This is a genomic window from Mesorhizobium sp. M7A.F.Ce.TU.012.03.2.1 (assembly GCF_004006095.1).
Taxonomy (GTDB): domain Bacteria; phylum Pseudomonadota; class Alphaproteobacteria; order Rhizobiales; family Rhizobiaceae; genus Mesorhizobium.
This window is the reverse complement of the sequence record NZ_CP034779.1, coordinates 4,972,216-4,989,605: the sequence shown is the minus strand read 5'-3', so window position 1 is coordinate 4,989,605 and position 17,390 is coordinate 4,972,216. Positions and strand designations below refer to the sequence as shown.

Below are 17,390 nucleotides of genomic sequence, written 5' to 3'. Positions count from 1 at the left end.
CGCGCCGGCCGGCAGGCCGAAGCGCGCGGTGAAAGCCGCGCGGTCAAGCACGCTCAAATCCGCATTCGGCAAGGGAAAAATGCCGCCCTGCCCGCCCGGTTGCTGCACCGAATGGGTGGCATCGAAGATCACCGGCGCGCCGATCTCGGCCATGATGGGAAGAGCGCGCATGTCGGAGACCAGCGTGTTGTAGCCGAAGGAGGCGCCGCGCTCGGTGGTCAGCACATTGGCATTGCCGGAACCGGTGATCTTGGCGACGACGTTCTTCATGTCCCAGGGGGCGAGGAACTGCCCCTTCTTCACATTGATCACCTTGCCGGTTTTCGCCGCGGCGACCAGCATGTCGGTCTGGCGCGACAGGAAAGCCGGAATCTGCAGGACATCGACATGCGGCGCGACGATGGCGCACTGCTCCTCGGTGTGGACATCGGTCAGCACGGGGAGCGAAAATTCCTTGCGCAGTTCGTCGAAGACGGGAAGGGCTGCGTCCATGCCGGCGCCGCGCGTCGCCGACAGCGAGGTGCGGTTGGCCTTGTCGTAGCTGGTCTTGTAGACGAGGCCTATGCCGAGCCTGCCGGTCAGTTCCTTCAGTGCGCCGGCCATGTCGAAGGCATGCTGGCGCGATTCAAACTGGCACGGGCCGGCGATCAGGGACAAAGCCGCCCTGTTGTCGAAGACGACATTGCCGACGGCTACAGACGAATTGGGCGCCATCGAATTGGACGCTTGCGGCTTGCTCATGGGATCTCCCGGAAGATAAAGGCCGCGCCCTGTCCGGGTGCACGCCGCACGACGATATCATTGCCCGCTATATTGTGTAGGACGGAATTGGCTGCAAGCAGCCTCGATGTCACATCGGCGTTCCGGACCGAAAAGACCACCGCTGCGAAGCGTAGATCTGTCGGCGCGCCGGCCGGCAGGCCGAAGCGCGCGGTGAAAGCCGCGCGGTCAAGCACGCTCAAATCCGCATTCGGCAAGGGAAAAATGCCGCCCTGCCCGTCGGCGGCCGGATCATCCACCGCCACGGAAATCAGCCCATGCTGCTTTCCGGGCGCATCGCTGACCGCCAAGATCTCGACAATTCCGGTCGCGCCGTTGGCGTGGGCCTGCAAAGCCGTGCGATCCACATCAGGCGCGTTGACCCGCTCGCAGGCAAACAGAAAGGCGTCCGTGGCTTCGGCTCCGGCCGCAAAGGCGAGCTTGAACGACGCGATGTCGCTTTTGCCGGCAGGGTCGGTGAAGGCGCGCGAAAAACCCAGCATGTCTCCCGCCGAGATGCCGGCATCGACATAGCGTGCATGGTCGGCATCGGCATTGCCCGTGCCTAGAACAATGGCGGAAAATCCCTCGTCGCCGTTGCTGTCGCGATAGGCGCGATCACGCGCGACGAAGACATTGCCGTCTGCGATAGCCTTTGCCGCCACCTGCTCGTCGCCGACCGCCAAAGGTTCGAGATAGGTGCCGTCGGCCAGGAAAACACAGCAGTTTTCCGTTCCGAACGGATGGATTCCGGTCGGGGCAACGACGAAGCCAAGCGCGGTGAGCCGGGCTCGCGCCACATCGAGGCTGTGCGTCGGGAGCACCAGATGATCGAGCGGATGGGTGCCTGCGGCTGCGGTTTTGGTCATGCAGGCGCGATGTGCATCATTCCGCAAAGCCGTTCAAGACTTGATCGCAATACCGGCCAGTTCGCCCGTCAATTCACCGGACGTCGAAAGGCGCCCCTGGAGCAAGGTTCGATCAGCTCCCCGCGACTACATCGGCGGAATAGCGCAGTTCACGCATCGGTTTGACCTTGCTGGTGGTCTGCGCGTAGAGCGGGTGCGCCTTGTAGGCGGCCAGCGCGGCGTCATCGACGAACTCCGCATAGACAACCACATCGACCTCATCCGACAGCGGATCCACCTTGGTGTTGAGCGTGACCTCGAACAGGCTGGAATGAGGAATGTCGCCGAGCGCCAGCAAGCCGGTGCGCACAGCCTCGACATCCTCTTTTCGCCGCGCGCTGAAGAAAACGATATGCCGGATCAACCCCGCCTCCTCGATCAAAGTGCCGGGGTCTTTTGTGACGGCAGGACGTTGGCGTCAATCGACAAGGATGTCGCGGCTGCTGCCACTGGAGTTAAGCTTTGCTGGTAACATATCGCACAACATGACTAAGCTCTCTCACAGCGGTGTCGAGATAGCGGCCCTGATTGTACATGCCATCCCAGATCAAAAAAAATGCGATGGCGGCAATGACGATTACATAACGCATGGCTAAATCTATCGCACAAGGAATTCTGCGGTCATAGGCGTTTTTTGACGCGCTGCGCCTTGGCTGTGCACAGGCACAGATGCCCGCCGGCGGGAGCAATCTGCTTGGCACAGCCCCGCTTGCAGCCTGCCCCTTGAAGTTTCCCCGCATGACGTGGAAGATTGTCGCACGGATTCACCGGGAAGCGCTGAAGCTCTGGTAGGGGGCGCGCACTTCGTTCGAGCCCGCTCGCCGACGAACCGGTCGCGGCGGCGTTCGAAGCTGGCGAATGATCCAAGAGAACCGTGGCCCGGCAATTTGCGCCGACACCGCGGAAATCCAGGGGCATGAGATGGCGCAAAAGGAACATGTTGGCGTAGCATTGAGCGACGCGGTCAGGCTCGATGAATTCAACTTCGCGGAGATCGTCAAAGGTCTGCCGGCGAAAGCGCGCATGGTGCTGTCGGCGGCGATGAACCTGCCTCGCGGTTCGCTCAGGGTGAGGCTGCCGGACGGCCGTGCCGTGCTCGTCGGCGGCAAGGGACCTGGCCCAGATGCCGAACTGGTGCTGAAGAATTGGCGCTTGCCCGGCCGCGCCTTTTCCGGCGGCACGATCGGTGTTGCCGAATCCTATATGGACGGCGATTGGGAAAGCCCTGATGTGACCAGCTTCCTGGAGCTGTTCGTGGTCAATTCGGTCATTGGCGAGCGTATCGCGGGCGGCACCAGTTGGCTGATCAACACCGTCCAGCGCATCCGCCACTGGTTCAACCAGAACACGCGCACCGGTTCGAAACGCAATATCTCGGCGCATTACGACCTCGGCAACGCCTTCTACAAGGAATGGCTCGATCCGAGCATGACCTATTCCTCGGCGCTCTACACGACCGGTGCCAACGACCTGGAAGGCGCCCAGGCCGCCAAATATCGCGCTCTGGCGAAGGATACAGGGATCGGTCCGAAGGACCATGTGCTGGAAATCGGTTGCGGCTGGGGTGGCTTCGCCGAATTCGCGGCGCGCGAGATCGGCTGCCGCGTGACCGGGCTGACGATCAGCCGCGAGCAGCACGATTTTGCCACGGCTCGCATCGCCAGGGCTGGTCTTGCCGACAAGGTCGACATCAAGCTGCAGGATTATCGCGACGAGACCGGCACCTATGACCGCATCGCCTCGATCGAGATGTTCGAGGCGGTCGGCGAGAAATACTGGCCGGTGTTTTTCGGCAAGATGAAGGCCTGTCTGAGGCCTGGCGGCACCGCCGGCCTGCAGATCATCACCATCAACGAAGCCGCCTACGACACCTATCGCGCAAGGCCGGATTTCATCCAGCGCTACGTCTTCCCGGGCGGCATGCTGCCGACGCCGTCGATTCTGAAGGCGCTCGGCAAGGATCATGGCCTTGCCCATCTGCGCGAGCGCGTGTTTCCGGACGACTACGCGCGCACGCTTGCCGAGTGGCGCCACCGATTCTGGGCGTCATGGGAAAAGATCGTCCCGCTCGGCTTCGACGACCGCTTCAAGAAGCTCTGGGAGTTCTACCTGCACTATTGCGAGGCTGGCTTCCGCGCCAGCTACATCGACGTGCGCCAGGTGGTCTACAGGGCGTAAGCCGACACGCTCTTGAACGGTCTATGTCGAGCATGATCGCGACATAGCCGCGTCGTCGCCGTCAAAAAGTCCGATCGCGAAGCAGAATGCCGCGCAGGACGGACGAATCGGAAATCACCTGATGCGCAGACGGACGATCTTCTTCGGCGTCATTGTTGTCGCTGCGGTGGGCATCTGGCTCAACAACACCTCGCTGTTATCGAATCGCCCCGCCGGCAAGCCGGAGATGCTTGCCCATCGCGGCCTTGCCCAGGACTATTTGCGCGCAGGCATGACAGGACAGACTTGTACCGCCAGTCACATGTTGCCGCCGCGCCATGGCTACCTCGAAAACACAATTCCCTCGATGGAGGCCGCCTTTGCGCTGGGCGCCGACGCGCTCGAACTGGATGTTCACCCGACGACGGACGGCAAGTTCGCCGTCTTCCATGACTGGACGCTGGATTGCCGCACGGAAGGCACGGGAGAAACGCGCAGCCATTCCATGGCCGAGTTGAAGGCCCTCGATGTCGGCTATGGCTATACGGCGGATGGCGGCAAGACCTTTCCATTCCGCGGCAAAGGTATCGGCATGATGCCATCCCTGGATGAGGTTCTGACGCACTTCCCGGCCCGCCGCTTCAACATCAACGTCAAGAGCAACGATCCGGGCGAAGGCGAAAAGCTGGCCGCATGGCTTGCCACGCTGGCACCAGCCGAGCGCGGTTATCTCTCGGTCTATGGCGGCGACAAGCCGATTGCCGCGGTCAAGGCTGCGCTGCCGGACATGCATACGCTAAGCCGCGCATCGCTGACGCAATGCATCCTGCGCTATGCCGCAATTGGCTGGACCGGCTACGTTCCGGATGCCTGCCGCAAAGGCACCTTGCTCATCCCCGTCAACGTCGCGAAATGGATGTGGGGGTGGCCGAACCGGTTTCTCGATCGCATGCAAGGAGTCGACAGCCGCGTCTATCTGCTCGGCCCTTATTCCGGCGGCGACTTTTCGCAAGGGCTCGACGATCCCGAACTGATCAAGCAACTGCCGGACGGCTATTCCGGCAGCATTTCCACGGATGCGCTGGATCTCGTCATGCCTGACATCAAGGAACGTTTCGGCTCGGATCAATCCACGCCGTAAGGGGCTTGGATCGAGCCGCCTCGAAGCTACCCTTCAAAGCAGGATGCGGTATTTCGCGAAGCCCGCCTCGCCCTCGCCCGCCGGTTCGATCTTCAGCGATTTCACCTGCGCGATGAAATCCTTGGCCCTGGGGCCGGTTTCGAAGACGGCGCTGGCTCCAGGCAGCGGTGCGAACGACCAGTTGTCGTCCGCCGACGGATTGATCGTGCCCTCGCTGACGATATAGCGGACGATGACATCGCGATTGGTGTCCGGCGCCTCGTAGATGATCTTCGAGGCATTGATGTCGGGGAAATTGCCGCCGCCGCCAGCCCGGTAATTGTTGGTCGCAACGACGAATTTCTGATTGCGATCAATTGGCTTCCCATCGAAACTCAGGTCGACGATGCGATTGGCGCCAGCGTTGGCCAGCCCGCCCTTGGCATCGTATTTCGACGGCTGCGACAGATCGATCTTGTAGGTGACGCCGTCGATGACGTCGAAATTGTAGGACGGAAAATCAGTGTTGATGAGGGCCTGGTCGGCCTTATCAGGCTCGATCCGGTTGAAGATGCCGGCCGACATTTCCAGCCATTCCTTAACCTGCGCACCGGTGATTTCGACGGCACGCACGGTGTTGGGATAGAGATAGAGGTCGGCAACGTTCTTGATGGCGATGTCGCCCGCCGGCACGTCGGTATAGTAGTCGGCGCCGTTGCGCCCGCCGGCCTTGAACGGCGCGGCCGCCGACAGCAGCGGCACATCCTTCCATTGCGTGTTCTTGAGGATATCCCGGAGGTACCAGGTCTGCGCCTGGCTGACGACCTGCACCGACGGATCGTCGGCGACCAGCGCGAAATAGGAATAAAGCGGCGCGGAGGTCTTGCCGACGGGACGCCGCACATAGGCCAGCGTCGCCTGGTGGTCCTGTTCGAGGGCCGCGATGATGCGCTTGTCGTCCGGGACAGTCGGCTTGTTCTTGTTGTCGAGGCGTTCGAAGATCGGCCGCGCTTCGGAGGTGGCTGAAACGACCTTCCATTTCGACCCGTCACGCTCCAGCATCAGGTCGATCAGCCCCATATGCGAGCCCCAGAAACCGCCCATGACGGCGGGTTTGCCCTGCAGCGTGCCCTTTTGCGTGTCGACACCGTCGAGCGACTGGAAATCCTTCTTGCCGGGGAACACCAGATGCTGGTGGCCGGTGAACACCGCATCGATGCCGTCGACGCCGGCGACGAAGAACGAGGCGTTCTCCATCATGTCGCCCTGCTTCACGTCGATGCCGGAATGCGAGAGCGCAAGGACGATGTCGGCGCCCTCCTCCTTCATCTGCGGCACCCAGGCCTTGGCCGCCTCGACGATGTCGCGCGTCTTGACGTTGCCCTCGAGGTTCTTGAGATCCCAGACCATGATCTGCGGCGGCACGAAGCCGATGATGCCGACCCTGATCGGCTGCTCGGCGCCCGAACCGTCCTTGATCTTCTTGTCGAGGATGACATAGGGCTTGAGATAGAGCTTGTCGTCGCGCGGGTTCGCGGCAAGCTCGGTGCCGCGGATCAAATTGGCGCAGACGAAGGGAAAATTGGCGCCGGCCAGCACCTTATCCAGGAACGACAGGCCGTAGTTGAACTCGTGGTTGCCCAGCGTCGAGCACTCGTAGCCAAGCAGGTTCATGCCTTTCATGATCGGATGCAGGTCGCCGTCCTTCAGCCCCTTCTCATAGGCGATGTAGTCGCCCATCGGATTGCCCTGCAGCAGGTCGCCATTGTCGATCAGCATCGAATTCACGGCTTCCTTGCGCACAGCATCGATGAGAGACGCCGTGCGCGACAGGCCCAGCGTGTCGTTCGTTTTGTCGGCGTAGTAATCGTAAGGCAGCACGTTCACATGGATGTCGGTGGTCTCCATGATCCGGAGATGGGCCTGGTTGGCTTGAGCGCGGGCGGAGAACGGATGCAGCATGATCAGTGCCCCTGCGGCGGCGCCCGCAAGGAGATCGCGGCGGGATATGGGATGGAGCAGTTGCGACATGTTTTCTCCTTCGACAACTGACAAGCCCTGCCCCGAAGCGAACTTCGCTCTGAAACCTGCTTAAGTCCATTCAACAAGTCGCGCGCATGAAGCCGCCACTCGATCAGCAACGGATGACGTGCCGATGAACGATCGGGGCGAGGAAATCAGCCCTTGTCGTCGTCGCCTTGGGTGATCAGCCGCGCGCTGCGCTGGCCTGTCGCGTAAATCCATAGCCAGCTCAGCGAAACCGCAAGCCGGTTGCGAAAACCGATCAGGAAATAGATGTGCGCCACTCCCCACAGCCACCAGGCCGCCCGGCCGGTCAGCTTGAGCCAGCCGAAATCGATCACCGCGGCGCGCTTGCCGATCGTGGCGAGATCGCCGGCATGCCTGTAGTGGAAAGGACGCGCGGTCGTGTCGCCGCCGAGCCTGGCCTTGATGGTGGCCGCAACATGTCGGCCCTCCTGCTTGGCGGAAGGCGCGACGCCGGGCACCGGCCGGCCATCGGGCCGCAGCACAAGGGCGGCGTCGCCGATGACGAAAATCTCCGGGCTGCCAGATACAGTCAGATCGGGCTCGACCAGCACCCTGCCCGCGCGGTCCGCCTTCGCTCCCAGCCATTCAGCGGCCGGCGAAGCGGCAACGCCGGCTGCCCACAGGATCGTTCGGGCTGCCAGTTGCTTATCGCCAAACACAACACCTTCGGCGTCGCAGCGCGTGACGGCCCGGCCAAGCTCGACCGTCACACCGAGCCGCTCGAGCGCTTTGCTGGCATAGTCGGAAAGTTTCGGTGCGAAATTGGCCAGAATGCGGTCGCCGGCCTCGATCAGCACCACACGCGTCTGCCGCGCGTCGATGTTGCGGAATTCGCCGCGCAGCGTGTCATGCGCCAGCTCGATGATGGTGCCGGCAAGCTCGACGCCGGTCGGCCCGCCGCCGACGATCGCAATGGTCAGCAACGCCCGGCGTTTGGCCGGATCGGTCTCCCGCTCGGCCTGCTCGAAGGCCAGCAGAATTCGCCGCCGAATGCTGGTGGCGTCCTCCAGCGTCTTCAGGCCCGGGGCGAAAGGCTCCCATTCGTCGTGGCCGAAATAGGCGTGGCGGGCCCCGGTGGCGAGCACCAGCGTGTCGTAGGCGACCGCGCTGCTGTCATCGAGCAGCACGCGCTTGCCGGCGCGGTCGACACCGGTGACATTGGCGAGCAGCGTCGTCACATCCTTGCGCTTGCGCAGGAGGTGGCGGATCGGCCAGGCAACCTCGGAGGTGGCCAGCGCCGTCGTCGCCACCTGGTAGAGCAGCGGCTGGAAGAGGTGATGGTTGCGCTTGTCGATCATGGTGATGCGCACGGGAGCGCCAGCAAGTGCACGGGTGAACTCGAGACCGCCGAAACCCGCGCCGACAACGACGACATGATGCCTGGCTTCATTCATTTCGTTCACCCCGATGGCAAGATTGCCTGTCCTGGATGTAGGTATTTTTGTGCAATGCAACAACAGATGGACGGTGCCCGAGACTCGTCGTTCCATGTCGTGAATGCACATGTTGTATCGTATCGCGAGGTATAGCGTCATCGAACACGCGATGAGGTGAGGCATGGCCAACGATCGTGACGACGATGCTCCGGCGCAGTATTCTTCGCCGCCCTGTTTCATGCACGAGCTCGATCCGGAATTCCGTGCGCCTTCGAGCGACTGGATCGATGTGAGACGCTGGCGCAAGGCCGAACGCGAACGGCTGATCGCTGCGCGTCTCGCCGTTTCGGCCGACGCGCGAGCGGTAATGTCGCAACGCATCGCCGATGGCCTCGACGCGATCATTGGCGAGATCGCCGGGCGCATGGTCAGTCTTTACTGGCCGTTTCGCGGCGAGCCGGATTTGCGGCCTTGGATGGCGTCCATAAACGAACGCGGCGGCCGCACCGCCCTGCCCATCGTCATCGAGAAGGGGCAGCCGCTGATCTTCCGCGCCTACAAAGCGGGCGACCGGCTGGAGAAAGGTGTCTGGAACATCCCGATGCCGGCCGAGGGCGATCCGGTGCTGCCGGACATCGTCATCTCGCCGATCGTCGGCATCGATCCCCAGAACTACCGCCTGGGTTATGGCGGCGGCTTCTTCGACCGCACGCTGGCAGCGATGCCGTTCAAGCCGCTGGTCATCGGCGTCGGCTACGAGCTGCAACGCATCGCGACCATCTACCCGCAGCCGCACGATATCCCGATGGATCGGGTGGTAACGGAGGCCAGCTAGTCCAGGCTGTGCTGAGATTCAGGTCAGGCCGAGTCGAAAATGGTCGCTTCCGAGAACGGGAGCGGAGCGTACTTTTCGTACGCGAGCACCGGAAGCGCATGGAGCTACCATTTGCAGGCCGGCATCACCTGAATATCAACGCAGCCTAGGCCATTTCCGGCTTCATGCCCATGGCGGTCCTGTCGACGATTTCGCGTAGCGCAAAGGACGAATTGATCTTGGTCACGTGCGGCATCGCCGACAGCCATTCCTTGTGGATGCGCTCATAGTCGACGAGATCCTTCGCCGCGATCCGCAGGATGTAGTCGTACTCGCCCGACATCAGGTGACAGGACAGCACGTTCGGGCAGCGTTTGATCGCCGCCTCGAAATCCGAGAGCGTCTTCTCGAACTGTCCCGACAGCGATATGTGCACGATCGCCGTCATCTGGTGGCCGAGTGCTGCATTGGAAAGCCGGGCATGATAGCCGCGGATGGTTCCGGATTTCTCCAGATTGTCGAGCCGGCGCGAACAGGCCGACTGCGACAGGCCGACCTTCTCGGCCAGTGCCGCATTGGGTATCCTGCCATCCTTCTGCAAAGCCTCGAGAATGGCGATATCAATCCTGTCGAGCCGCATTTTTCGTGAATCCTGCGAATATCCAGCTATTTCGCGCAACGATTATCGAAACCTGCCGGTTGGCGCAAGCGCATTCGCAAACACCTGCGCAACGATTCGTGGTTCACTCCATCCATACAGGGAACGAGCCCAAAGGGCCGGATCAGGAGAAGAAAATGCGCGTCGGCTGCCCCAAGGAAATCAAGAACCACGAATACCGCGTCGGCCTCACCCCCGGCTCGGTCCGCGAATATGTCGCCCATGGCCACGAAGTGCTGGTTGAGACCGGGGCCGGTGCCGGCATCGGCGCCGATGACAACGCCTATCGCGCCGCCGGCGCCACGATTGCCAAGACGGCCGCCGAGGTGTTCGCCAGGTCGGACATGATCGTCAAGGTCAAGGAGCCGCAGCCCAGCGAATGGGCGCAGCTTCGCGAAGGCCAGATCCTGTACACCTACCTTCACCTTGCTCCGGATCCGGAGCAGACCAAGGGCCTGCTTGCGTCCGGCGTGACGGCAATCGCCTACGAGACCGTGACCGACGACCGTGGCGGCCTGCCGTTGCTGGCGCCGATGTCGGAAGTTGCCGGACGCCTGTCGATCCAGGCCGGCGCCACGGCGCTGCAGAAGGCCAATGGCGGCCGCGGCGTGCTACTCGGCGGCGTGCCCGGCGTGCTGCCCGGTAAGGTCACCGTGCTCGGCGGTGGCGTCGTCGGCCTGCACGCGGCCAGGATGGCGGCCGGCCTTGGCGCCGACGTCACCATCATCGACCGCTCGATCCCGCGCCTGCGCCAGCTCGACGACCTCTTCGCCGGCCGCGTCCACACCCGTTACTCGACTGTCGAGGCGCTGGAAGAAGAGTGTTTTTCAGCCGACATCGTCGTCGGCGCGGTGCTGATCCCGGGTGCCGCGGCGCCAAAACTGGTTTCGCGCGAAATGCTGTCGGGCATGAAGAAAGGCTCGGTGCTGGTCGACGTCGCCATCGACCAGGGCGGCTGCTTCGAGACCTCGCACGCCACCACTCATGCCGAGCCGACCTATGAGGTCGACGGCGTCATCCACTATTGCGTCGCCAACATGCCTGGTGCCGTGCCGGTCACTTCGGCCCACGCGCTCAACAACGCGACGCTTCACTACGGCCTGCAGCTCGCCGACAAGGGCCTGAAGGCGCTGGTCGACGATCATCACCTGCGCAACGGCCTCAATGTCCACAAGGGCAAGATCACCAACCGGGCAGTCGCCGAGGCGCTCGGCTACGAACTGGTCGAGCCGAAAGCCGTTCTCGCCGCCTGATTTTCGCGAAAACAGCTCCTTTCAATCCAGCCCGCCGGTTCCATGCCGGCGGGTTTTTTCTTGCGAGCCTGTTTTTCAGGCAAAGCATGGCGTCGAAAGATGTGACGCAACGGCACTTTGCTCATCATTGTTGCATATTTGTCATTCCCGTACCGGCCGACTCCCTGCTAGAGACATTCCGGGTTTACTCATTGGGGTACGGGCATATGTTCATTCGCACATCCGCGAAATCTTTTCTTCTTGGTGCTGTTTCTGCTGTGGCTTTGATGTCTGCTGCTCATGCAGCAGATGTCGTCCAGCCGGTAGAAGAAGCTGCCGGCTTTAACTGGAGCGGCCTCTACGTTGGTTTTGGCGTCGGTGCCGGTGCCAACGTACACGAGCTCGGCAGCGATTTTATTCCAATCTCGCTGAACGGCATTGGTGGCGAAGGCGTCTATGGTGAGCTGACGGTTGGCTATGACTATATGGTCTCGCCCCGGTTCCTCATCGGCGGTCTGCTGGACGCTCACGTGGGCAACATCAAGACCACGCTGGACATTACGGGGTTCGACGCTTCGATCAAGGAAACCTACGGTTTCGACGCTGGCCTGCGTCTCGGCTACCTCTTGACGCCGAACACTCTGGGCTACGTGCTGGGTGGCTATTCCTGGCAGAAGTACAAGCTCGATACGAACGCCGGCTTCGACTTTGATTGGGATCAGAGCGGGTATTTTGTCGGAGGTGGCATCGAAACGGCCATCAACAGCAATTGGACGATCAAGACTGAGTATCGCTATACGGGCTTCGGGACCAAGGACGATCTTCTTTCCGAGGCTGGCATTGTCGGGGTTCCGGACGGTCTCCTGAATCTTGACACCTCGCGCCATACTTTCCAGATCGCAGCCAATTACCGGTTCGGTGCCCAGAACGGCGGCGGCGCTGCATTCGAGACGCCAGCCTACAACTGGACCGGATTCTATATCGGCGGCGCTAGTGGTGCCGGTGCGTCCGTGCACCAAATCAACGTTCCGCCGCTCGGCGGCCTGGAATTCAATGGTCTCGGTGGCGAAGGTGCCTTTGGTGAACTGAACGTCGGCTACGATCATGACTTCGGCAGCTGGGTCGCAGGCGTCATGGTCGATGCACGCTACTCCGGCATGACTTCCGAACTGGAGCTCGGCGGCGGATCGATCAACGTCGATACAGACTATGGGTTCGATGTGTTGGGCCGCGTCGGCATGAAGATGAACGAATCGACCCTTGCCTATGCGCTTGCCGGCTACAGCTGGCAGCATTTCGATCTGAACGCTTCCGACCCGATCGGCGACATTCTCGACTGGGGTTCCAGCGGTTTCTCGGTTGGTGGCGGCCTTGAAACGGCTCTGTCCAGCAATGTCACCGTTGGCCTCGAATATCGCTATTCGCAGTTCGCCGAGAAGGACTTTTCTTCGGAATTCGGCGCACCCGACGACACCCTTACCTCGACTTCCTCTTTCCACACCGTGCGTCTCGGCGCGAAGTACAAGTTCAACTAAAAGGCCCTCCAGCCAAACAGTTGCAGCCCGTCGGCCATGCCGGCGGGCTTTTTTTATTGCTCGAATCTTTCCGCGCCAAACGCAGGCAACAAAAAAGCGGAGCCAAAGCCCCGCTTCCTCGATGTCGAGATTTACCGCCGGTTCATCCGCGGTCGGCAAATCGATCGACAATGGCTTTCTATCGCGCATATGCGACGGCAGTACGACAACTGTTTCCAGCGGCTAGTCTCAGCCTCAAGCGCGCTCGATGCGGCACTGGTAGCAATTGTTGCGCGCCGAACGGACATGGACGTAGGCGATCTCGTCGCGTTCGAACAGCGTCTCGGCCCGTGCAGCAATTGCCGTGGTCGGGATGACGCCGCCGCTGCCATAGACGATGCGATCATCCCTGCCATAGCCGCGCACGATGTAGTCGGGGCTTTCGAGAATCTCGGGCAGCGCCTCGCTCTCGGCAGCGCGGTCGCATTCCTCGCCATGCAGGAAGATCGGCCCCGTTTCAGCATAGGGCTGAAGCTGCGGGAATGGCCGGTACGCCAGAACAAGATAGGCATCGCCGGCGGCGATGTTCTTCAAGCAATGCCGGCAAGGCATGCCGTCACCGTCGGAGATCTTTCGCTCGGGCATTTGACCATAAGCATCGATCCCGCCGCGCTGCAGCGTCCTGACACCTTCGGTCGGCAAAGCTTTGAACTGGATGGTCATGGAAAATCTCCGGTGTGGTCTACCGGAAATTATCCCTTTGAACTCTCGCCGCCACCCGATTCCTGCCAGATATCGAAGAGCCGGTCGCCCGTCGGCGACCGGCTCTCATCAAGTCCCGTCGAAGGCGCCGGCTAACTAAAATTCAGAGCTGCGGCTCAACGGATGAAATCGTCGAAGCGGCGCAGTGTCACCCGGCGATTCTGCCAGTTTTCGTTCTGCGTCTGCACCAGCAAAAACTCTTCGCCATAGCCGACTGTCTCGAGAGCATGACCCGGCACGCCGAATTCGCGCACCAATGTGCGCTTGAGCGAAGCGGCGCGCTGTTCGGACAGAGCCTGATTCGACTGGAAGGAGCCGACGGCGTCGGTGTGGCCCTCGATCAGCACCCGGGCGCCGCGATCGCGGCGCAGGATGCGCCGCAGCGCGTCGGCAATGGTCTCGATCTTGTCGTATTGCGAGTTGGCAATAGCCGCCGAACCGAAGGCGAAGTTGATCGACTGGATATCGATCGAGCGGGCCATGCGGCGCAAATCCGGGCGCCGCTTGAATTCGCGGATGGTGACGCGCTCGTCCGGCCGCAATTTCACCCGCGGCGCCGCCTCGAGCTTCCGCTCGATCGTCGCGGCCGAAGGCGTTGTCGCCTGGGCTGCGGCCAGGCTTGGCATGGCAATTGCCGCGATCAGCGCGGCGGCAAGTGTACGGCGGGTCAGCATGTCTTCGTCTCCTTCGGCCTTGGCCGCATTGATGGTGCCGGCAACATGCCAAAAACAGCCTGAAGGGCCGATGAACGGCGGGTTCAGATTAGAGCTGGTGTCAGCTTCCGGCTAGGGCCGCATGACGCTGGCCGCACGCTCGGTGAAAGGCAGCGGATGGACGATTTCCCTCTTTTGCGCCACCGGTGCAAAGCCGAGCTTCTGGTAGAGCGGCAGAGCCGCCGGATGATCGAGCGTGCAGGTCTGCACCGTCACCCGCTTCGGCCCATGCGACCATGCGGCGGCGATCGCGGAGCCCAGGAACCAGCGGCCGATGCCTTGCCCGGTGGCATGTTCCATCATGCCGAAATAGGCGAGCTCGACTTCTTCCGGCAGATGCGGCTTGAGATCGAAGAAGCCGGCGGGCGCGCCGTCGAGGTAAAGCACCCTGATGTCGCGATCCTCACGATGGATGCCGGCGGAAAGCTCGTCGTCATCCAGCCTCAGCACATTGACCCAGTGCCATTTGCGCCCCACCCGGTCCATCAGATAGCGGTAGAAATGCAGCGGAATGTCCTTGGTCTTCAGCAGCGCGACCTGACGGTTATACGGCACAGGCGGCGAATAGGCCGGAGGCACATGCATCTCGAGGAACGTCACCGTGACTTCGATGTCTTCCAGCGCGCCGTTTTCCATCGTCTTCATTCCTTGCCGGTCACAACGGGGCCGGTCGCCACGGGCGTGTCGGAAAGCCCGCCCCACTCCGTCCAGGAGCCGTCGTAAAGCCTGTTGTTCGTATGGCCAAGCGTTTCCAGCGCCAGCGTCACCACCGCCGCGGTAATACCGGAACCGCATGAAGTGACGACAGGTTTCGCCAGATCGATGCCGGCCTCCTCGATCACCTTGCGCAGGCGGTCCTTCGACAGCAGCTCGCCATTTTCCGACAGCGCCGAATAGGGCAGATTGCGCGCGCCGGGCATATGGCCGGAGCGGATACCCGCGCGCGGCTCAGGTTCAGTGCCGGTGAAGCGGCCCGGTCCACGGGCGTCGGCGATCTGGCTCGCCCTGGTGTCGACGATCCCGCGCATGTCGGCGAGGCCAGCGACGCGCCCGGCGTCGAAATCGGCATGAAACACGCTTGGCGCGATCTTGGTCGGTTCGGCCGTCACCGGCCTGCCGGCGGCTTTCCAGCCATCGAAGCCGCCCTCCAGAATATAGGTCTGAAAGACGCCCATCACCCGGAACATCCACCACGCCCGGGGTGCGGAGAAGAAACCCGGGCCGTCGTAGACGACGATGGTGTCATCGGCCGAAACGCCCATGGCGCCGACATACTGGGCAAAATGCTGCGGCGACGGCAAGGTATGCGGCAGGGGCGAATCCGGGCCCGAAACGGCATCCTGATCGAGAAATCGTGCGCCCGGGATGTGGGCCGACTCATACTCGCCGCGCGCATCGCGCTTCTGCGCCGGGAGATACCAGGATGCGTCGATGATCGTCAGGCCCGGCTCGCCGAGACGTTGCTGCAGCCAGTCTGCGTCGACGGTGAAGGGGCTGTCCTCGGCCATTTTGTTCTCCTGCTCGCTTTTTGGCGATCACTGTCCTGTTCAGTTTGCCGGCATCGGCCCAAAGCGGATGCGGAAGCGCCGGTTCTCGCGGCCCTTCTTCTCGATCTTGCCGATGTGGATTTCGCCGACTTCGGCGGTGCTTTTCACATGGGTGCCGCCGCAGGGCTGGCTGTCCACCGATGCGTTGTCGCCGATACAGACCAGGCGGATCTTGCCTGTGCCCACCGGCGGCCGAACGTTCTTGGATTTCACCAGGCCGGGATTGGCGGCCAGGTCTTCGTCACTGATCAGCCTGACAAAGATCGGATGATCGGCCCGCACCAGGTCCATCAGCCCGGCGGTGACGTCCTCCTTGGTGAAGCCGGCATCCGGAGCGTCGAAGTCGACACGGCTGTCGTCCTCGGAAACCGAGGCACCGGTGATCGGGAACGGGCAGACGACGGTAAGCAGGTGGCAAGCCGCGTGCATGCGCATCAGGAGATGCCGCCGCTCCCAGTCGATCGCCAGCCTCAGCGCCTCGCCGGGCTGCGGAACCGCCTGCTCCGGCGCCGGCACGTGTATGATCTCGTCCTTGATCTCACCGGTGAGGGTGGCGGCAATGATGATACGGCTGCCGTCGCCACGTTCGAGATACCCGGTATCGCCCGGTTGGCCGCCCGAAGTGGCGTAGAAGATCGTCCGGTCGAGGATGATACCGCCGCGATCGTTGACGGCAACGACCGTTGCGTCCGCCGTCCGCAGATAGGCATCGTCGCGAAACAGGGCGTCCGTCCTGTTTGCCATCACGCGACCTTTTCGAACGGCACCGGAATTGTGCTCTTCAGTTCCATCCAGCCTGGCACCGGCAGCTGCTTTTCGCGCAGGAATTCCGGGTTGAACAGTTTTGATTGATAGCGCGTGCCATAATCACAAAGAATGGTCACGATGGTGTGGCCGGGACCTAGTTCCCTGGCCAGACGGATCGCGCCGGCTATGTTGATGCCGGTCGAGCCGCCGACGCAAAGGCCCTCTTCCTGGATCAGGTCGAAGACGATCGGCAGCGCATCCTCATCGGGGATCTGGAATGAAAAATCCGGCGTGAACCCTTCGAGATTGGCGGTGATGCGCCCCTGCCCGATGCCTTCGGTGATCGAGCTGCCTTCGGACTTCAGCTCGCCGCTGGTGTAGAAAGAATAGAGCGCGGCCCCCAGCGGATCGGCGAGCGCGATCTTCACATCCCGGCTTTTGGCCTTCAGTCCGGAGGCGACGCCGGCCAGCGTGCCGCCAGAACCGACCGCCGACACGAAACCGTCGACCTTGCCGCCGGTCTGGCTCCAGATCTCCTCCGCGGTGGTGCGGATATGGCCGTCACGGTTGGCGACATTGTCGAACTGGTTGGCCCAGATGGCGCCGTTCGGTTCTGTCTTTGCCAGTTGCTCGGCCAGCCGCCCCGACAGTTTCACGTAGTTGTTGGGATTCCTGTAGGGCACGGCCGGCACCTCGATCAGCTCAGCGCCGAGCAGCTTGATCGTGTCCTTCTTTTCCTGGCTCTGCGTCTCGGGAATGACGATGACGGTCCGGTAGCCGAGCGCCTTGGCGACCAGCGTCAGCCCGATGCCGGTATTGCCCGCCGTTCCCTCGACGATCACGCCGCCGGGCTTCAGCAGCCCGCGCTTCTCGGCGTCGCGGATGATGAACAGGCCCGCGCGATCCTTGACCGACTGGCCCGGATTCATGAATTCGGCCTTGCCCAGGATCTCGCAACCGGTTTGTTCCGAAGCTTTGTTGAGGCGGATCAGAGGAGTGTTGCCGATCGCGTCGATCACAGAACGGGGCATTCA

17 protein-coding genes are annotated in these 17,390 nt (G+C 62.1%); 5 read left to right on the top strand and 12 right to left on the bottom strand.

Annotated features, from left to right (window positions below; all coding sequences use genetic code 11):
* From kdsA to EJ079_RS24675, 3 genes are all read right to left on the bottom strand, one after another.
* Positions 1-741: 3-deoxy-8-phosphooctulonate synthase (gene kdsA, locus EJ079_RS24685; protein WP_245481726.1), on the bottom strand; the 741-nt coding region annotated here is incomplete at its 3' end.
* On the bottom strand, positions 738-1,628 hold the full coding sequence (locus EJ079_RS24680; RefSeq protein WP_127810408.1) for a VOC family protein: 891 nt from the start codon (positions 1,626-1,628) through the stop codon (positions 738-740). The genes kdsA and EJ079_RS24680, both read right to left, overlap by 4 nt.
* Before the next feature lie 112 nt (positions 1,629-1,740).
* A complete protein-coding gene (locus tag EJ079_RS24675) occupies positions 1,741-2,031 on the bottom strand; it encodes a Dabb family protein (RefSeq protein WP_127323248.1) in 291 nt (96 codons plus the stop codon).
* A gap of 557 nt (positions 2,032-2,588) precedes the next feature.
* Here EJ079_RS24675 and EJ079_RS24670 point away from each other — a divergent pair.
* Both EJ079_RS24670 and EJ079_RS24665 read left to right on the top strand, forming a co-directional pair.
* The gene (locus tag EJ079_RS24670) at positions 2,589-3,845 is read left to right on the top strand and encodes a cyclopropane-fatty-acyl-phospholipid synthase family protein (RefSeq protein WP_127811396.1); all 1,257 of its coding nucleotides are present in this window, start codon (positions 2,589-2,591) and stop codon (positions 3,843-3,845) included.
* A 121-nt stretch (positions 3,846-3,966) separates the two neighbouring features.
* Positions 3,967-4,965, top strand: a complete 999-nt coding sequence (locus EJ079_RS24665; protein ID WP_127810407.1) for a glycerophosphodiester phosphodiesterase family protein — start codon at positions 3,967-3,969, stop codon at positions 4,963-4,965.
* 33 nt (positions 4,966-4,998) lie between these two features.
* Here EJ079_RS24665 and EJ079_RS24660 read toward each other — a convergent pair whose 3' ends face one another.
* Together EJ079_RS24660 and EJ079_RS24655 are read right to left on the bottom strand one after the other, a co-directional pair.
* A complete protein-coding gene (locus EJ079_RS24660; RefSeq protein ID WP_127810406.1) occupies positions 4,999-6,975 on the bottom strand; it encodes a bifunctional 2',3'-cyclic-nucleotide 2'-phosphodiesterase/3'-nucleotidase in 1,977 nt (658 codons plus the stop codon).
* 146 nt (positions 6,976-7,121) lie between these two features.
* A complete protein-coding gene (locus tag EJ079_RS24655) occupies positions 7,122-8,387 on the bottom strand; it encodes an NAD(P)/FAD-dependent oxidoreductase (RefSeq protein WP_127810405.1) in 1,266 nt (421 codons plus the stop codon).
* 163 nt (positions 8,388-8,550) lie between these two features.
* Here EJ079_RS24655 and EJ079_RS24650 point away from each other — a divergent pair, with 163 nt between their 5' ends.
* Positions 8,551-9,204 carry a 5-formyltetrahydrofolate cyclo-ligase gene (locus EJ079_RS24650; protein ID WP_127810404.1) on the top strand — a complete coding sequence of 218 codons (654 nt, stop codon included), beginning with the start codon at positions 8,551-8,553 and terminating at the stop codon, positions 9,202-9,204.
* A gap of 145 nt (positions 9,205-9,349) precedes the next feature.
* On the opposite strand, the gene EJ079_RS24645 is transcribed toward EJ079_RS24650, so the two are convergent.
* Entirely contained in the window at positions 9,350-9,823 is a 474-nt protein-coding gene (locus EJ079_RS24645; protein ID WP_127269076.1) for an Lrp/AsnC family transcriptional regulator, read from the bottom strand.
* Positions 9,824-9,978: 155 nt separating this feature from the next.
* Between EJ079_RS24645 and ald the strand changes: the two genes are divergently transcribed.
* Together ald and EJ079_RS24635 are read left to right on the top strand one after the other, a co-directional pair.
* The gene (gene ald, locus EJ079_RS24640) at positions 9,979-11,094 is read left to right on the top strand and encodes an alanine dehydrogenase (protein WP_023812057.1); all 1,116 of its coding nucleotides are present in this window, start codon (positions 9,979-9,981) and stop codon (positions 11,092-11,094) included.
* A gap of 206 nt (positions 11,095-11,300) precedes the next feature.
* Complete coding sequence (locus tag EJ079_RS24635) at positions 11,301-12,608, top strand: outer membrane beta-barrel protein (protein WP_127810403.1); 1,308 nt, start codon at positions 11,301-11,303, stop codon at positions 12,606-12,608.
* Between the two features lie 234 nt (positions 12,609-12,842).
* On the opposite strand, the gene EJ079_RS24630 is transcribed toward EJ079_RS24635, so the two are convergent.
* From EJ079_RS24630 to EJ079_RS24605, 6 genes are all read right to left on the bottom strand, one after another.
* Entirely contained in the window at positions 12,843-13,310 is a 468-nt protein-coding gene (locus EJ079_RS24630) for a DUF1203 domain-containing protein (RefSeq protein ID WP_127273685.1), read from the bottom strand.
* A 155-nt stretch (positions 13,311-13,465) separates the two neighbouring features.
* Positions 13,466-14,023, bottom strand: a complete 558-nt coding sequence (locus EJ079_RS24625) for an OmpA family protein (protein ID WP_127810402.1) — start codon at positions 14,021-14,023, stop codon at positions 13,466-13,468.
* Positions 14,024-14,134: 111 nt separating this feature from the next.
* A complete protein-coding gene (locus EJ079_RS24620; protein WP_127272758.1) occupies positions 14,135-14,698 on the bottom strand; it encodes a GNAT family N-acetyltransferase in 564 nt (187 codons plus the stop codon).
* A gap of 5 nt (positions 14,699-14,703) precedes the next feature.
* The gene (sseA, locus tag EJ079_RS24615) at positions 14,704-15,570 is read right to left on the bottom strand and encodes a 3-mercaptopyruvate sulfurtransferase (protein WP_127810401.1); all 867 of its coding nucleotides are present in this window, start codon (positions 15,568-15,570) and stop codon (positions 14,704-14,706) included.
* A gap of 39 nt (positions 15,571-15,609) precedes the next feature.
* Entirely contained in the window at positions 15,610-16,353 is a 744-nt protein-coding gene (locus EJ079_RS24610; RefSeq protein ID WP_127810400.1) for an alanyl-tRNA editing protein, read from the bottom strand.
* A complete protein-coding gene (locus tag EJ079_RS24605; protein ID WP_127810399.1) occupies positions 16,353-17,387 on the bottom strand; it encodes a cysteine synthase A in 1,035 nt (344 codons plus the stop codon). The genes EJ079_RS24610 and EJ079_RS24605 overlap by 1 nt, the downstream gene beginning before the upstream one ends.
* Positions 17,388-17,390: the final 3 nt, after the last annotated feature.

Bases quoted from the DNA above. Each gene is read 5' to 3' on its own strand.
- EJ079_RS24665 (WP_127810407.1), top strand. From the start codon at position 3,967: ATGCGCAGACGGACGATCTTCTTCGGCGTCATTGTTGTCGCTGCGGTG.
- EJ079_RS24680 (WP_127810408.1), bottom strand. From the start codon at position 1,628: ATGACCAAAACCGCAGCCGCAGGCACCCATCCGCTCGATCATCTGGTG.
- EJ079_RS24620 (WP_127272758.1), bottom strand. From the start codon at position 14,698: ATGGAAAACGGCGCGCTGGAAGACATCGAAGTCACGGTGACGTTCCTC.
- EJ079_RS24605 (WP_127810399.1), bottom strand. From the start codon at position 17,387: ATGCCCCGTTCTGTGATCGACGCGATCGGCAACACTCCTCTGATCCGC.
- EJ079_RS24630 (WP_127273685.1), bottom strand. From the start codon at position 13,310: ATGACCATCCAGTTCAAAGCTTTGCCGACCGAAGGTGTCAGGACGCTG.
- EJ079_RS24655 (WP_127810405.1), bottom strand. From the start codon at position 8,387: ATGAATGAAGCCAGGCATCATGTCGTCGTTGTCGGCGCGGGTTTCGGC.
- ald (WP_023812057.1), top strand. From the start codon at position 9,979: ATGCGCGTCGGCTGCCCCAAGGAAATCAAGAACCACGAATACCGCGTC.
- EJ079_RS24660 (WP_127810406.1), bottom strand. From the start codon at position 6,975: ATGTCGCAACTGCTCCATCCCATATCCCGCCGCGATCTCCTTGCGGGC.
- EJ079_RS24610 (WP_127810400.1), bottom strand. From the start codon at position 16,353: ATGGCAAACAGGACGGACGCCCTGTTTCGCGACGATGCCTATCTGCGG.
- EJ079_RS24670 (WP_127811396.1), top strand. From the start codon at position 2,589: ATGGCGCAAAAGGAACATGTTGGCGTAGCATTGAGCGACGCGGTCAGG.
- EJ079_RS24625 (WP_127810402.1), bottom strand. From the start codon at position 14,023: ATGCTGACCCGCCGTACACTTGCCGCCGCGCTGATCGCGGCAATTGCC.
- EJ079_RS24645 (WP_127269076.1), bottom strand. From the start codon at position 9,823: ATGCGGCTCGACAGGATTGATATCGCCATTCTCGAGGCTTTGCAGAAG.
- EJ079_RS24650 (WP_127810404.1), top strand. From the start codon at position 8,551: ATGGCCAACGATCGTGACGACGATGCTCCGGCGCAGTATTCTTCGCCG.
- sseA (WP_127810401.1), bottom strand. From the start codon at position 15,570: ATGGCCGAGGACAGCCCCTTCACCGTCGACGCAGACTGGCTGCAGCAA.
- EJ079_RS24635 (WP_127810403.1), top strand. From the start codon at position 11,301: ATGTTCATTCGCACATCCGCGAAATCTTTTCTTCTTGGTGCTGTTTCT.